The 14,960-nt window shown below is 73.8% G+C and carries 12 protein-coding genes; 9 read left to right on the top strand and 3 right to left on the bottom strand.

Going from position 1 to position 14,960, the window contains the following annotated elements; all coding sequences use genetic code 11:
- Positions 1–46: 46 nt before the first annotated feature.
- The 6 genes from FHX73_RS36445 (at position 47) to FHX73_RS36420 (ending at position 6,280) form a co-directional block, all read left to right on the top strand.
- Complete coding sequence (locus tag FHX73_RS36445) at positions 47–1,000, top strand: ADP-ribosylglycohydrolase family protein (protein WP_425461472.1); 954 nt, start codon at positions 47–49, stop codon at positions 998–1,000.
- Between the two features lie 196 nt (positions 1,001–1,196).
- Positions 1,197–1,916 (top strand): hypothetical protein, encoded by a 720-nt coding sequence (locus FHX73_RS36440; RefSeq protein WP_145910280.1) that lies wholly within the window; start codon positions 1,197–1,199, stop codon positions 1,914–1,916.
- A complete protein-coding gene (locus FHX73_RS36435) occupies positions 1,913–2,605 on the top strand; it encodes a CHAP domain-containing protein (RefSeq protein WP_145910279.1) in 693 nt (230 codons plus the stop codon). Before FHX73_RS36440 ends, FHX73_RS36435 begins: the two co-directional genes overlap by 4 nt.
- A gap of 136 nt (positions 2,606–2,741) precedes the next feature.
- Positions 2,742–3,494, top strand: a complete 753-nt coding sequence (locus FHX73_RS36430) for a VC0807 family protein (RefSeq protein WP_170305241.1) — start codon at positions 2,742–2,744, stop codon at positions 3,492–3,494.
- 408 nt (positions 3,495–3,902) lie between these two features.
- A complete protein-coding gene (locus FHX73_RS36425; protein ID WP_145910277.1) occupies positions 3,903–4,673 on the top strand; it encodes a GNAT family N-acetyltransferase in 771 nt (256 codons plus the stop codon).
- Between the two features lie 212 nt (positions 4,674–4,885).
- Positions 4,886–6,280: a proline-rich domain-containing protein gene (locus FHX73_RS36420; protein WP_145910276.1), complete on the top strand. Its 1,395-nt coding sequence runs from the start codon at positions 4,886–4,888 to the stop codon at positions 6,278–6,280.
- Positions 6,281–6,409: 129 nt separating this feature from the next.
- On the opposite strand, the gene FHX73_RS36415 is transcribed toward FHX73_RS36420, so the two are convergent.
- Entirely contained in the window at positions 6,410–8,479 is a 2,070-nt protein-coding gene (locus tag FHX73_RS36415) for a phosphocholine-specific phospholipase C (RefSeq protein WP_145910275.1), read from the bottom strand.
- Positions 8,480–8,640: 161 nt separating this feature from the next.
- Here FHX73_RS36415 and FHX73_RS36410 point away from each other — a divergent pair, with 161 nt between their 5' ends.
- Complete coding sequence (locus FHX73_RS36410; RefSeq protein ID WP_145910274.1) at positions 8,641–9,156, top strand: HAD domain-containing protein; 516 nt, start codon at positions 8,641–8,643, stop codon at positions 9,154–9,156.
- Between the two features lie 45 nt (positions 9,157–9,201).
- On the opposite strand, the gene FHX73_RS45175 is transcribed toward FHX73_RS36410, so the two are convergent.
- Entirely contained in the window at positions 9,202–10,587 is a 1,386-nt protein-coding gene (locus FHX73_RS45175; protein WP_170305240.1) for a ricin-type beta-trefoil lectin domain protein, read from the bottom strand.
- A 298-nt stretch (positions 10,588–10,885) separates the two neighbouring features.
- On the opposite strand from FHX73_RS45175, the gene FHX73_RS36400 reads away from it, so the two are divergent.
- On the top strand, positions 10,886–11,200 hold the full coding sequence (locus FHX73_RS36400) for a UBP-type zinc finger domain-containing protein (RefSeq protein WP_145910273.1): 315 nt from the start codon (positions 10,886–10,888) through the stop codon (positions 11,198–11,200).
- Positions 11,201–11,253: 53 nt separating this feature from the next.
- Complete coding sequence (locus tag FHX73_RS36395; RefSeq protein WP_145910272.1) at positions 11,254–12,201, top strand: Gfo/Idh/MocA family protein; 948 nt, start codon at positions 11,254–11,256, stop codon at positions 12,199–12,201.
- A 41-nt stretch (positions 12,202–12,242) separates the two neighbouring features.
- On the opposite strand, the gene FHX73_RS36390 is transcribed toward FHX73_RS36395, so the two are convergent.
- Entirely contained in the window at positions 12,243–14,927 is a 2,685-nt protein-coding gene (locus tag FHX73_RS36390; protein ID WP_170305239.1) for an excinuclease ABC subunit UvrA, read from the bottom strand.
- Positions 14,928–14,960 lie beyond the last annotated feature (33 nt).

Genomic DNA, 14,960 nt, shown 5'->3' with positions numbered 1-14,960 from the left:
GGAACCTGGTGGCGCGGGCGTTCGCGCTCCGGGCAGGATGCAGGCCATGACTCTGCTGATCGCAGCCCGTGACTCCCTGGAGGGCCTGGCCCTCGGTGACGGATTCGGGGAGCGCTTCTTCAAGCGCTTCCGGCCGCCGAGGGAGGCGATGCACGCGATCAAGGCGCGCCGGACACCCCAGGAGACGCCCTGGCACTGGACGGACGACACCGCGATGGCGCTGGCCCTCTACCGAGGCCTGCGGGTGAGCGGGGCGGTGGACCAGGAGCGGCTCGCCGAGGCGTTCGCCGCCACCTATTTCGCCGACCCCGCCCGGGGCTACGGCCACGGCATGCACAAGCTGATGCCGGCGCTGGCCGCGGCGCCGGGCGAGTGGCGCGTGCAGGCCCGCGCCCTGTTCGAGGGCGAGGGCAGTCTCGGCAACGGGGCGGCGATGCGGGTGGCGCCGCTCGGCGCGTGGTTCGCCGAGGACCTGGCGGAGACCGTGGAGCAGGCGGCCCGCTCGGCCGAGGTGACCCATGCGCACCCCGAGGGCATCGCGGGCGCGGTCGCCGTGGCCGTGGCGGCCGCGCTCGCCGCCCGGAGCCGCGGGCGGGTGGCGCCGGCGGCACCGGCCCTGCTGCGCGAGGTCGCGGAGCTGACCCCGGACGGTGTGGTGCGGGAGGGTCTGTGGCGCGCGGCGGAGCTGCCCGGGGAGACGGAGCCGTGGCAGGCGGCGGACGTGCTCGGCAACGGCCGCAGGATCACGGCGGCCGACACCGTGCCCTGGGCGCTGTGGTCCGCCGCGTGGCACCTGGACAGCCTGACCGACGCGCTCTGGACCACCGCCGAGGGGCTGGGCGACGTGGACACCACCTGTGCCATCAGCGCGGGCGTCGTCGCCGCCCGGACGGGTCTGGGCGAGGTGCCGCAGGACTGGCTGGTCCGCCGGGAGCCGTTGCCCGAATGGGTCTACCAGGAGCAGCAGGAGGACCAGAGCCAGAAGGAAGGCCGGCCCTGATCCGCAGCAGCTGACCCGGCGTCACGAGCACGGCCACGGAGGGCGTGTGGCGCGCGCAGCCGCCATCGGCCGAACGGGTGGATCCGCACGCGCCCCGTGTCCACTGTTCGGCCGGGGCCGACACGGGGTGATCGGATGGCGTCGTCCGGGGCCCGCCCTCGCGGCCCCGCGCCCGATGCCGACCGGAGCTGCCCCCATGCGTACGCCCCGCCGCCTACCAACCGTCGCCGCCGTCGCGGTGGCACTCGCCCTCCAGGTCGGCACCTGTACCGCGCTGACCACGAGCCTGCTCGGTGGGCCACTGCTCGGCAACGCGTCCGCCGCCACCGCTGACCCCAGCGGTCAGGCGAACCCGGTGAGCCAGCCGAGCCAGGCCACCTCCACCTCTCCCCACCTGGCCCTCTCCCTCGACAGCAACGACGGTGGCGACAGCGACGGCGGCGGCCAGGCCGGTGCGGCCCCGGGCGAGCGGCTCACCTGGAAACTGACGGTCCGTGACCTGGGCAAGGAGCCGGTGACCGACCTGCGCATCGAGCAGCACCTGCCGGACGGCGCCAAGCCCGTCGGCTCCGCCGACGCCGTCCTGCGCGACGGCAAACCGGTCTGGGAGCACGTGGCGGTGCGCCCGGACACGCCCACCACCCTCACCTCCACCGCCGACCTCGGCCCCGCCGGCCCGGAGACCCTGGACTCCGCCGGCACCGCCAGCACCGCCTGCGCCTACGCGGGGACCTCCAGCACACCGCTGGTCTGCGCCAGCCACCTGGACCCGCTGCCCGCCGGTCGCCGCGGCCTCGCGGTGGCGGGGCACGAGGAGAGCCCGGCCTGGCCGTGGTGGACCGGTGGCGCGCTCGCCGCGCTCACGGCAGTGGCGGCCGTCATCTGGGTCCGCGGTCGCCGGGCGGTGATCTCGTGAGCAGCGCACCCGCGCCGACCCGGCCGGCCTCGCTGACCCTGCTCGCGGCGGCGCTGACGGCGCCGCTGCTCGTGGTGACCGCCGCGCCGGAGGCGTCCGCCTCGTCCGGCGTCGGCATGGTGGCGGCACAGCTGGCCCGGGTCAACGGGGGCAAGGGCGCCGGGACCTGCTCGCAGGTCAACCCGGCGCCCAACAGCCTCGGCGGCACCGCCTTCGACGACAGCTGCACCGGCAACTCCGGCGCCCCCGAGTACTGGTGCGCGGACTTCGCCAAGTGGGTCTGGCGGAACGCGGGTGCGGACACTACGGGTCTGACCGCCTGGGCGCACTCCTTCGTCGAGGCGGCGCCGCAGGACGGCGCGACGGTGCACACCGATCCCGCCTACCGGCCGCAACCCGGCGACGCGGTGGTCTACTCGACGCACCACGTGGGCATCGTCAGCGCGGTCGGCGAGGACGGCTCGATCGAGATCACCAACGGCGACTGGGGCGGCGAGGACCTCGTGGGCGTGCCGGAGGCCGTCGAGGAGGCGCACTTCGGCGCGACCTCGCTGGTCGTCCTGCACCAGGTGCCAGCGGCGCAGGTGCCGGTCGGGGTCTACCAGCAGGCGCAGCACTACACCGCCACGGCGTACGTCACCCCGCGGCCCGCGCGGCACGTCGCCCTGGAGATGCTGAACCGACCCTGACAGTTCGCCAGTCGGCTCCCTCCTGTCCTCGCTCGACCGGGTAGCTTCCACCCATGCCAGTGAGTGATCCGGACCGGTCCGCAGCCGGCGCCGTCCGGCGGACCCGGACCGTCGGGGCCGGCTCCGCACCTCGCCGGTGAACCCGCAGCCGTCCCGGCCCGCGCCGCCTCCCCAGCCGTCCCGGCCGCCGGATCCCGCGCAGGCCCCGGGCACGCCGGCCAAGTTGTTCTGGCGGCGCCGGGCGGTGCGGATCCTGGCCGACCTGGGCATCCCCACCGCGATCTTCTACGGGCTGCGCGCCCTCGGGTTCGGCATCTACCTGACCCTGGTGCTCACCGCCGTGCTGCCCGTCGCCGTGGCGGTGGTCCGGCTGCTGCGCGACGGCAAGGTCGAGGGCCTGCCCCTCTACCTGATGAGCGTGATGCTGATCAGCACCGCGGTCTCGCTGCTCGACGGCAGCCCGCGCTTCCTCTTGGCCCGGGGGGCCTGGCTCACCGGGATCACCGGTCTCTGGTTCATCGCCTCGGTGCGGGCCGCCCGCCCGCCTGCCTTCCGGTACACCCGGCCGGTGCTGGAGCACCGCACCAGGCTGGTCGTCATACCGGGGGACTGGGACGAACTCTGGGACCGGCTGCCCGGGTTCCGCCGGGTCTGGCGGATCGGCAGCGTGCTGTGGGGGCTCGCGCTGCTCGGCGACTCGGCGGCCCGGGTGGTGATGGCGTACACGCTGCCGCCCAATCTGGTCCCCGCGTTGGGCACGGCGCTCTACGGGGTCACGGGGTTGGTGCTGATCGTCACCACCAACGCGTACTTCCTCGCCTCGGGGCTGTACGACGGCCGCTCCCGGCTCTACGCCCCGCTCGCCGCGCGGTGGGAGACCGTGGGGTGAGGAGTCGCGGTGCCGGGGCCGGTGGTCCGAGCGAACCGGCGCCGGACCCTTGCACCCCGGCGCGCGGGGGTGAGAAGATCACCGGGCTTCGCACCACGCGAACCTTCCCGACCTTCTGAAGGACTGAAGACCAATGACCTCGGCGCCCGCCAGCGGCCGCCGCCGGTACTGATCCACCCGAACCGTCCAGCCCGACCGGGCGGCGGTTCCAGCAGTACCGCTCACCTCACGGTGGCCCCACGAGACGGTGCCTGACGCATCGTCGAATCCGCCTCGGCACCCTGCGGGCAGTCGCCCCGGCCCGAGGCGTGAGCGCCGGCCCTTCGTCCGCCGGCCGAACCGTCATGCGCGGCCCGCCGTACCGGCCGGGCGCGCCCCACCCTGTCTTCCCGTGAGGTCATCACCACCGTGGACACCATCGTCCAGAGCTTTGCCGTCGCCAACCTGCGCCGCCGTCCCGAGGTCGTCGAGACCGGGGGCTTCGTCATCGGGTTCGACCCCAGCACCACCAGCCCGTACATCAACTACGCGACCCCGTTGCCGGGGGCGGAGCCCTCCGCGGCGGACGTCGCCGCACTGGTCGCCGCCTTCCGGGAGCGCGGACTGCGGCCCCGCCTGGAGTTCGCGCCCGACACCGCGCCCGCCGTCGAACCCGCGCTGCGCGCCGCCGGGTTCACCGTCGAGGCGACCCACGAGTACCTGGTCTGCACCCCGCAGACGCTCGCCGTCCCGGCCGGCGACGACCTCCCGCTGGTCGAGGTCCCGGCCACCGAGGAGGAGTACACGGCGATCGACGGGGCGCTGGCCGAGGCGTTCTCCGGGGAGTTCGCCTCCTCGCCGGAGGGCGTGGCCCGGCTGCGCCGCACCCAGGAGAACGGCGGCGCCGTCCGCTTCGTCCGCGCGCCGGACGGGCGGTGCGCGGGTGCCGCCGGCTGTTCGGCGCCCGCCGTCGGGACCTCGGAGCTGTCGGGGGTCGGCACCCGGCCGGAGTTCCGCCGCCGGGGGATCGCCGCGGCCGTGACCGCCGCCTGCGCGGCGGCGCTGTTCGCCCAGGGCGCCGAGTCGGTCTGGCTGGAGTACTCGGGTGAGGGCTCCCGCCGGGTGTACGAGGGGGTGGGGTTCCGTCCGCAGGGCACCCGGCTCTACGTCTCCCTGCCCGAGGCCGCCGTCGAGAGCTGACTGCCGAGCGCTGACGGCGGCCGAGCGCTGACGGCGGTCGAGAGCTGACGGTGGTCGAGGGCTGACCGCCGTCGAGGGCTGATCGGTCGTCGGGAGCTGACCGAGCCTTTGCCAAAACTGGGGGCGGCTTCGGCCGCCCTCAGTTCATACGATCAGTAAGATGACGGCCGATCATGGGGGCGCCCTCGTTGGCGCGAACGAGGGGTTGAATCGTGTTCGGGATCATCAGGCCGTGTCAGCATCGGCTGTCCGACAAACTGCGCACCTCCTGGATGGCGCACCTGTGCGGGCTCTGCCTCGCGCTGCGGGACGACCACGGGCAGCTGGCGCGCACGGCCACCAACTATGACGGTCTGATCATCTCCGTACTGGTGGAGGCCCAGCGCCCGGCCACGGCCCGCGCGGCCGGCCGGCGCACCGCCGGTCCGTGCCCGCTGCGCGGCATGCGCACCGCCGAGGTGGCCAAGGGCGAGGGGGCCCGGCTGGCCGCGGCCGTCTCGCTGGCGCTCGCCTCGGTGAAGATGCGCGACCACGTGCTCGACGCCGACGGCGTCTTCGCCCGCCGCCCGGTCGCCGCCGGCGCCCGGCGGGTGGCGCGGCGCTGGGACCGGCAGAGCGCCGGGGTCGGCGCGGTGGTCGGCTTCGACACCGCCGTGCTGCTCGACGCGGCGGGCCGGCAGGGCGAGTTGGAGGCAGTCACAGGGCTCGGCAGCTCGGTCCTGCTGGTCACCGAGCCGACCGAGACCGCGACCGCGGCCGCCTTCGCGCACACCGCGGTGCTCGCCGACCGTCCGGGCAACGCCACCGCGCTGGCCGAGGTGGGCCGGCTCTTCGGCCGGCTCGCCCACCTGCTCGACGCCGCCGAGGACCAGGCCGCCGACGCGGCGAGCGGTGCGTGGAACCCGCTGACCGCCACCGGCACCTCCCGCGAGGAGGCCGAGCGGCTCTGCCGCGACGCGGTGCACGGCATCCGGCTCGCGCTCAAGGACGTCGAGCTGACCGAGCGGGCGCTCGCCCACCTGCTGCTCGCGCACGAGACCGGGGCGGCGGTGGACCGGGTCTTCCGCAGCGGCCACGGCCCGGGCTGCGCCGTCGGGCAGCACGGCGCACCGGAGTTGGGCAACCCGTACCAGGGCGGCCCGCACCAGAACGACCCCTACCAGGGCAACCCGTACCAGGGCGGCCCGCAGCCCGGCCAGAACCCGTACGGCAACCCGTACCCGGGCGGGCCGTACCAGGGGAACCCGTACCCCGGCGGCCCGCAGCAGGGGCAGAACCCGTACCAGGGTCAGAACCCGTACCAGGGCGGCGGGCCCAACTGGGGCCAGCCGCCCACCCCGCCGCCCCACCAGGGCCCGCCGCCGCGCGGTCCGCTGGGCGGCTGCGCGATGTGGGCCCTGATGGCGTGCACGTGCCAGTTGTGCTGCTGCGACCACAACGACCCGTTCTCCCGGCAGCGCCGCAAGGGTGCCTGCCTGCGCAACGACCTGTGCTGCTCGAACCTCGGCTGCGACGCCTGCTGCGACAGCTGCGAGTGCGGCTGCGAGACCTGCAACTGCGGCCTGGAGGGCTGCGACTGCTGCTGCAACGCCTGCGACTGCAACTGACCTGCCTGACCTGCCTGACCTGCCTGACCTGACCTGACCGGTCCGGTCTGGTCCGTGTCGGACGAACGGGCGGCCCTCCTGACTCAGGAGGGCCGCCCGTTCGTTCGGCGTACGGTGATTGACGGAGCGTCAGCCGCTGATGCTCGCGGTGCCGGTCTCGATGTGGCCGGTGACCCGGCGGGTCCACGAGGAGTCACCGCTGACCGTCACGGTGAAGTCGTACCAACCGTTGCAGATCGCCACGTTGTTGAAGAAGTCGCTGACCGTGGCGCCCGGCGCGACCTGGTAGGTCCAGGTGCCGGTGCGGTAGTTGGTCGAGGTGACGGTGAAGGTGACCGCCGCGCTGCCGGTGTTGGTCAGGTGGAACCAGAGCGCCTGCTGGCCGGTGTCCGGCGCGGGCGCGTAGGTGGTGGTGGCCTCGGCGGTCTTGCCGGCCGCGGTGGCGTCGCCGGTGAAGCGGCGCAGGAACCGGTTGGGGCCGTTGACCGAGAGGTCGTACTGGCCGTTGCCGTAGTTGGCACCGATGTTGAAGAAGTCGCTGGTGCTGCCGTCGGCGCCGGTCGAGGCGTTGTACGGGGCGACGGTGTACTGCCAGGGGCCACCGGTTCTGTGGGCGTTGGCGTAGATGGAGTAGTGCGCCCAGGCGGTGGCCTGCGGGCCCTGGTTGGCCATGTCGACCCAGAGCAGGATCTGGTTGTTGGCGTCGTACTCGATCCGGTCCACCCAGGCGTTCGGCTGGTAGGGCAGCGCACGGGCGGGCTTGGTGCCGGATTCCTGGGTGGGCATCGAGTTGGTGCCCGGGCTCGGGTTGATCTGCAGGTTGGCCGTGGCCTGGCTGATCGTCGCGCTGGTGTCGGGCAGGGCGGGCAGGCCGTAGACCGGGTTGGTGAAGTCGAAGGCACCGGTGAGGTCGCCGCAGACCTGGCGGCGCCAGGCGCTGATGTTCGAGCAGGCGGCGGGGGTGCCCAGGGCGGCGGTCCAGGTCTCCAGGAACTGGATCACCGAAGTGTGGTCGTAGACCTGGGAGTCCACGAAGCCGCCACGGGTCCACGGGGAGACGATGATCATCGGGACCCGGAAGCCGAGGCCGATGTTGGTGCCGCTGTAGAACTCGCCGGCGGTGCCGGCGGGCGCGACGGGCGGCGGGACGTGGTCGAAGAAGCCGTCGTTCTCGTCGTAGTTGAGGAACAGGACGGTGGAGTTGAAGACGTCCGGGTTGGCGGCCAGGGCCTGCAGCACCAGGTTGACGAAGTGGGCGCCGTTCTCCGGCGGGCCGTCCGGGTGCTCGGAGAAGAGCTGGTTGGAGACCACCCAACTGACCTGCGGCAGGGTGCCGTTGACCGAGTCGGCCTTGATCGCGTTGGCGATGTCGTCGGGGGTCGAGCCGCTGCTCGGCACCGAGCCCATGCCGTACTGGCTCAGCGGGCTGGAGCTCGGGGCGCTGCTGAACTGGGAGAAGTAGGCCAGACCGTTGTCGCCGAAGTTGTCGGAGGCGTTCTGGTAGACCTTCCAGGTCACCCCGGCGTTCTGCAGCGACTCGGCGTAGGTCTGCCACTTCAGGCCGGACTCGGAGCCGCCGTCGTAGGCGGGGCCGCCCGCGGTGCCGGCCGGGTCGATCGTGCCGGACCACAGGTAGGTGCGGTTGGGGCCGGTCGCCGACAGGATCGAGCAGTGGTAGGCGTCGCAGATGGTGTAGGCGTCGGCCAGCGCGTAGTGGAACGGGATGTCCGAGCGGTTCATGAAGCCCAGGGTGCGGTTGGAGCCCTTGGCCGAGACCCAGGAGTCCATCTTGCCGCCGTTCCAGGCGCCGTGCTGGGTCGACCAGGAGTGGTCCAGCGAGCCGTCGCACTGCGCCAGCTGCTCCTTGCTGACGCCCCACCACCAGGTGCTGGTCGCGCTCAGCTGCCACGGGTACTGCCGGCCGCTGCCGTTCGGCTGGTTGAAGACGCTGTTGCCGTCCGGCAGTTGGATGGCGGTGCGGTCACCGAAACCGCGGACGCCCTTCAACGTGCCGAAGTAGTGGTCGAAACTGCGGTTCTCCTGCATCAGCACCACGACGTGCTTGACGTCCGTGATGGTGCCGGTGGTCGCCGTGGCGGCGGCCGCGCGGGTCGCGGTGCCGGGCAGGGCCTCCAGACCGACGGCCGCGCCGAGGGCGGCGGCGGAGCCGAGGAACGTGCGGCGGGTGACGGGGGACACCAGGGCCTCCGGGAAGAAGGATGTACAACTTTGGCCAGGGAGGACTGTCCGGCCGTCAGGTTGCGACCGGCCGGTAACAATGTGGCGGTCAGATGAAACCGAGCGGACGTCTGGCCGTCAAGATGTTCGACAGCGAACCCAGGAACCGAAACCGTGGAGGGATGCCCACCGTGCGACCACTGCTCTTCCTCGATGTGGACGGAGTGCTCAACCCGGCCCAGGCGGTGCCGATCGAGGAGTTCGAGACGCACCGGCTGGCCGGGTACGACGTGCTGCTGTCGACCCGGCACGGTGAGTGGCTCGCCGAACTCGCCGAGGTCTACGAGGTCTGCTGGGCGACCACCTGGGAGGAGCAGGCGAACGAACTGATCGCCCCGCTGCTCGGGGTGCCCCGACTGCCCGTGGTCCGGGTGGTCGGCTACCGGCACCAGCCGGGCGACCCGCGGATCCGGCTGATGGAGCTGTTCTCCGGGGCGAAGTGGGCGCCGCTGCTGCGCTACGCCGAGGGGCGGCCGTTCGCCTGGGTGGACGACGTGATGCCGGACCGGCTGGTGCGCAACTCGCTGCTGCGCCGTGACCGGTTGCTGCTGCCGGTCGACGCCCGGTTCGGCCTGCGGCGCCACCACGTGGACCTGTTGCTGGACAGGCCGCCCAGGCCGAGGTGGTGGCGCCGCTGAACCCCCGTCGAGGGCCCGGGGGTCGGAGGTGGCAGTGCCGACCCGTCAGGACGGCAGCTTCCACTGCTGGTTGGCGGTGCCGGAGCAGTCCCAGATCTGCACCTGGGTGCCGGGGGTGGTGGACCAGTTGGTGTCGTCCAGGCACCGGTTGGACTGCGGGTTGTAGAGCGACCCGTCCGAGCGCGGGATCCACACCTGGGCGGCGGTGTCGTTGCAGGTGTAGAGGTCCACGGTGGTGCCGTTGGCGGTGCCGCCGCCGTTGATGTCCAGGCACTTGCCGAGCGCGTGCAGGGTGGTGCCGGCCTGCACGAAGGTCCACTGCTGGGCCGGGGAGCCGTTGCAGGTGTACACCTGGACGGGGTTGAAGTCGGCGGTGCTCGCGCCCCGGTCGTCCAGGCAGAGGCCGCCGTAGCCGACCACCGGACCGCCGCCGGTGCCGCCGCCCCCGCCCCCACCGCCGGTGGTGGTGTACGCCGCGACGTAGGCCACGCTCATGGTGCCGCCCGAGCCGGTGGCGGAGGTGGGCGTGGTGCAGCCGCAGGCGCCGTTGGGGAAGCCGCCGCCGATCGCCAGGTCCAGGATGATCTGCAGGTTGTGGTCGAAGGCCTGCTGCCAGGTGGCGACGCCGACCTGGCTCTCCGCCACGCTGAAGTAGGCGGTCCCGTCCAGGTACCAGGTGATGGTCTCGGCCGCCGTGTCGGTCCGGTCGAGGACCATCGAGTACGTGTGGTAGCCGCTCTGGCAGCCGGTGCAGGCGCGCAGCCCGCTGCCGATGCCGTTGCCCTCGTTGCAGACCCCGCCGGGGGAGGTGCCGCAGTGGATGGTGCCGGCCACCTGGGAGAGCGAGTTGACGTCCTCCATGATGTCGACCTCGCCGTTCTCCGGCCACTGGCCCTGGCCGAGCATCCAGAACGCCGGCCAGTAGCCGAGGCCACCGGTGGGCTGCTGGATCTCGGCGGTCACCTGGAGCTTGCCGCCGGCCGGTGCGCCGGCCACCGCGGTCGGTGTGCGGAGCCGGCCGGAGGTCCAGGCGCCGCCGTTGTTCAGCGCCGTGATGTCCAGGTGGCCGTTGCCGTCGAGGTGCACGTTGGCGGTCGAGTTGGTCATGGTCTCGATCTCGCCGGTGCCGAAGTTGGCACCCGGGCCGGTGTCGTACGTCCAGTTGGCGCCGGACGGTGCGCTGCCGGACGGGCCGGCGAAGTTGTCGCTGAACACCGTGGACCAGCCGGCGGGCGCGCCGGGCACCGGGTCGGCCTGTGTCGGACCGGCCGGGCCGACCAGGCAGAGCACTGCGGCCGCGAGCGCGGCGGCGGCCGCGCCGGCCGTCCACCCGCGCAGCCGCTTCGCGAGCGTGCCGCGGGTGGGGACAGGGGCGGGGGCATGGGCGGGGTCGGGTGGTGGAGTGGGGGGTGCGGTGGGTCGGGAACGCACTGGTGACTCCCTCGGTAGATGTGACGCGGATTCAACTCCTGTGGTTGAGGACACGTCAACCCTGCGGACAACGCTGCCGAATTCACGCTTCTGACTTCAAGTCATGTAGAGAAATATGGCACTGCTTCACTGGGCTGGTGCATCTTCTGATGTCGTGATCACCCGCCCCCGGTCCGGCTGGGCGGGTCGTGGCGGGCGCTGTCGGGGTCGGCCGGTACGGTGGCCGCGTCGGCCCGGACCACCACCCCGAGCCGCCACTTTGAACCACCGCCACCGCGTCACCTGAGGGGAGAAGCCGATGGCCGCCTGGAGGGTCGCACCGAACCCCGATCAGCCCGACGCGAGCTGTCCGCACCTGGGCGAGGCGCACCCCGGCGTGCTGCCGGCCACCCGGCAGGGCTGCGTCGACTGCCTGGCCGCGGGCACCAGCTGGGTGCACCTGCGGATGTGCCTGAGCTGCGGTCACATCGGCTGCTGCGACAGCTCGCCCGAGCGGCACGCCACCGCGCACTTCGGGCGGCTCGGCCACTCGCTGATCCGCTCCTTCGAACCCGGCGAGACCTGGGGCTGGTGCTACCGCTGCGAGCTGATGCTGGAACCCGACCCGAGCTGACCGCTCCCGGCGGGTGAGCGGTCGCCACGGCACGCTGTGGCAGGCTGGCCCGCATGCGGATAGGACTTCTCGGTACCGGCCCCTGGGCGCAGCGCGTCCACGCGCCGGCGCTCGCCGACCACCCCGAGGTGCGGTTCGCCGGCGTCTGGGGCCGCCGGCGCGAGGCCGCGGCCGCCCTGGCGGACGCGCACGGCACAGCCGTCTTCGACACCCCCGAGGCGCTCTTCGCCGCCGTGGACGCGGTCGCGATCGCCTTGCCCCCCGACGTGCAGGCGCCGTTGGCGATCCGCGCGGCCGAGGCCGGCCGCCACCTGCTGCTGGACAAGCCGGTCGCGCTCGCGCCCGAGGAGGCGGCCGAGCTGCTCGCGGCCGCCGAGCGCGCGGCGGTCGTCGGCCGGGTCTTCTTCACCCTGCGCCACCACCCGACGATCGCCGACTGGATCGCCGAACAGGCGGCCACCGGCGGCTGGTTCACCGCCCACGCGCGCTGGCTCGGCGCCGTCTTCACCAGCGACAGCCCGTACGCCGCCTCGCCCTGGCGCCGGGCCAAGGGCGCGCTCTGGGACGTCGGCCCGCACCTGCTCTCGGTGCTGCTGCCCGCGCTCGGCGAGGTCGAGCGGCTGACCGCGGTGGGCGGCGCCGCCGACACCGTGCACCTGGTGCTGCGGCACGCGGGTGGCGCGACCAGCTCGGCCGAGCTGAGCCTGAGCGCGCCGCCCGCGGCCGCCGAGGTCTCGCTGGAGCTGCGCGGCACCGCCGGGGTGACCCGGCTGCCCGACTTCCCGGCCGGACCGCGGGTCGCGTTCGGGCGGGCGATCGACGAGCTGCTGGCGGAGGCTGCCGGTGCCGGTGCCGGTGCCGGGGCCGCTGGAGCTGGTACCGGGTCCGGTGGTGCCGGCTTGCCGCCCTGCGACCTGGCCTTCGGGCTGCGGGTGGTCCGGCTGCTCGCCCTGGCGGAGGAGTCGCTGCGCACCGGCCGCACGGTGGTGGTCGCGGACTGAGCCGACCAGCACCGTGCGCGGGCGCCGGGTCAGGTGCCGGGTCAGGTGCCGGGTCGAGCGTCTGACGGGGCGTGCGAGCCGGCGCCTGACCGGGCGTCGAGGTGGCGGCGCAGGTGGTGCGCGGTGGGGCCGGCGCCCTGCCCGGCGAGGTCGCGCGGGTGCCCCTCGGCGATGACCCGCCCGCCCTCGTCCCCCGCGCCGGGGCCGAGGTCGATGACCCAGTCCGCGGCGGCGATGGTGCGCAGGTCGTGCTCGACCAGGACGAGCGTGTTCCCGGCGTCGACGAGGCGTTGCAGCTGCCCGAGCAGGAGGTCGACGTCCGCGGGGTGCAGGCCGCTGGTGGGCTCGTCCAGCAGGTAGAGGGTGTGGCCGCGCGGCGCGCGGTGCAGCTCGCTCACCAGCTTGATGCGCTGGGCCTCCCCGCCGGAGAGCGTGGTGGCGCTCTGGCCCAGCGTCAGGTACCCCAGGCCGATGTCCGCGAGCAGGTCGAGGATCCGGGCGGCGGGCTGGACCTCGTGCAGGAACTCGCGCGCCTCCTCCACGCTCATCGCCAGGACGTCCGCCACGCTCCGGTCGCGGTAGCGGACCGTCAGGGTCTCCGGGTTGTAGCGGGCTCCGTGGCAGACGGGGCAGGGCGCGGCCTCGGTCGGCAGGAAGAGCAGCTCGACGCTGACCACGCCGTCGCCCAGGCAGTTCGGGCAGCGCCCCTGCGCCACGTTGAAGGAGAAGCGGCTGGCGGTGTGGCCGAGCCGCCGGGCCTCGGGCTGGGCGGCGAACAGCTTGCGCACGCTGTCGAACAGCCCGGTGTAGGTGGCGAGGTTGGAGCGCGGGGTGCGGCCGATGGGCTTCTGGTCGACGACGACCAGCCGGTCGATGTGCTGGAGCCCCTCGCCGGACCGGACGGTCACCCGGTCCGCCGGGTCGGCGGCCGGCGCACCGCCGTCCTCCTCGCCGTCCTCGTCGTCGGGGAGCGGTGGCGGCTCGCCGTCGGCGTGCTGGTGGGCCCGGACGGCGCCGGCCAGGGCGCGGCCCACCAGGGTGGACTTCCCGGAGCCCGACACGCCGGTCACGGCGGTGAGCGCACCGAGCGGGAAGCCGGCGGACAGCTCGTGCAGGTTGTGCCCGGTGACGCCGGTCAGCCGCAGCCAGCCCCGCGGGGTGCGCGGCCGGTCGGGGCCGGGGGCGACGGGGGTGGAGGGCGGGAGGTAACGGGCCGTCACGGATTCCGGCACCTGCCGCAGTTGCCCGGCCGGTCCGTTGAACAGCACCTGGCCGCCGTGGCGTCCCGCGCCCGGACCGAGGTCCACGACCCAGTCGGCGGCTCCCAGGACCTGGGCGTTGTGCTCCACCACGAAGACGCTGTTGCCGGCCCCCTTGAGCCGCCGCAGCGCGGTGAGCAGCAGTTCGGTGTCGGCGGCGTGCAGACCGGCCGAGGGCTCGTCCAGCACGTAGAGCACCCCGAACAGCCCGCTGCGCAGCTGGGTGGCCAGGTGCAGCCGTCGCAGCTCCCCGGCGGACAGGCTGGCGGTGGTGCGGGCCGTCGCCAGGTAGCCCAGGCCGAGGCCGATCAGGGCGTCCAGCTGTTCCCCCAGACCGGTGATCAGGGTCCGGGCGGCCTGGCGCCGTTCGGGCGGCAGGGCCGCGGTGTCGGGGTGGGTGCGCGCCGACCGCAGGAAGGCGGCGAGCCGGGTGAGCGGCATCGCGGTGGCGGCCGCGATGTCCCGCCCGGCGACGGTCACTTCCAGCGCCCGGGCGTTGAGCCGCTTGCCGTGGCAGGCCGGGCAGGTCTCCTCGGTCATGAAGGAGGCGGCCTTGGCCCGCAGGTGGGCCGCCTTGGTGGTGGCGAAGGTGTGCAGCACCCAGCTGCGGGGGCTCTGGTAGGTGCCCTTGTACGGGCGGGTGATGCGGTGCGCCTCGCGCACGGGGTGGACGGTGACCGTCGGCTGCTCCTCGGTGGTCAGCAGCCACTCCCGGCTGGCGGCGGGCAGCGTGCGGAACGGCGCGTCGATGTCCACGCCGAGCTCGGCGAGGATGTCGCGGTAGTTCTTGCCCTGCCAGGCGCCCGGCCAGGCGGCGATGGCGCCGTCCCGGATGCTCAGCGAGTCGTCGCCGACCAGCCGGTCCACCACGACGGTGTGCAGCCGGCCGAGACCGGCGCAGCTCGGGCACGCGCCGGCGGCGGTGTTCGGGGAGAAGGCGTCCGAGTCCAGCGGTGCCGCGTCCCGGGGGAAGGTGCCGGCCAGTTCCTCGGGGGTGCGGCCGGGCGGGTAGCTGCCGGCCCGGGAGTAGAGCATCCGGAGCAGGTTGGAGACCCGGCTGACCGTGCCGACCGTCGAGCGCGAACTGCCGCTGCTGTGCTGCTGGCGCAGCGCTACCGCGGGCGGCAGTCCGGTGATCGAGCCGACCTTGGGCGCCGTGCCCTGGTCGATCAGCCGCCGGGCGTAGGGCGCGACCGACTCCAGGTAGCGGTGCTGCGCCTCGGCGTAGACGGTGGCGAAGGCGAGCGAGGACTTCCCGGAGCCGGAGACGCCGGTGAACGCGACCACCCGGTCCCGGGGCAGGTCGACGTCGAGCCGGCGCAGGTTGTGCTCGGTCGCGCCGCGGACCTTGATCAGCCCGTCGTGGCCGACGGTCGACTCGTCGTGGCCGGGGGTCGACCCGTCGTGGCCGACCTCGGCGGACGATCCGTCAGCTGCCTCGGCGTCCGGCTGTGCGTGTGCTGCCATACCTGGCAACGTAGCGGGTCCGGCCCGCCGCTC

The sequence above is a fragment of the Kitasatospora viridis genome, assembly GCF_007829815.1.
Taxonomy (GTDB): Bacteria; Actinomycetota; Actinomycetes; order Streptomycetales; family Streptomycetaceae; genus Kitasatospora; species Kitasatospora viridis.
This window is presented reverse-complemented; position numbering and strand designations above follow the sequence as displayed.

Excerpts from the sequence above, each read along its gene's own strand:
- FHX73_RS36445 (WP_425461472.1), top strand. The coding sequence starts at position 47 with ATGACTCTGCTGATCGCAGCCCGTGACTCCCTGGAGGGCCTGGCCCTC.
- FHX73_RS36440 (WP_145910280.1), top strand. The coding sequence starts at position 1,197 with ATGCGTACGCCCCGCCGCCTACCAACCGTCGCCGCCGTCGCGGTGGCA.
- FHX73_RS36410 (WP_145910274.1), top strand. The coding sequence starts at position 8,641 with ATGCCCACCGTGCGACCACTGCTCTTCCTCGATGTGGACGGAGTGCTC.
- FHX73_RS36400 (WP_145910273.1), top strand. The coding sequence starts at position 10,886 with ATGGCCGCCTGGAGGGTCGCACCGAACCCCGATCAGCCCGACGCGAGC.
- FHX73_RS36395 (WP_145910272.1), top strand. The coding sequence starts at position 11,254 with ATGCGGATAGGACTTCTCGGTACCGGCCCCTGGGCGCAGCGCGTCCAC.
- FHX73_RS36390 (WP_170305239.1), bottom strand. The coding sequence starts at position 14,927 with ATGGCAGCACACGCACAGCCGGACGCCGAGGCAGCTGACGGATCGTCC.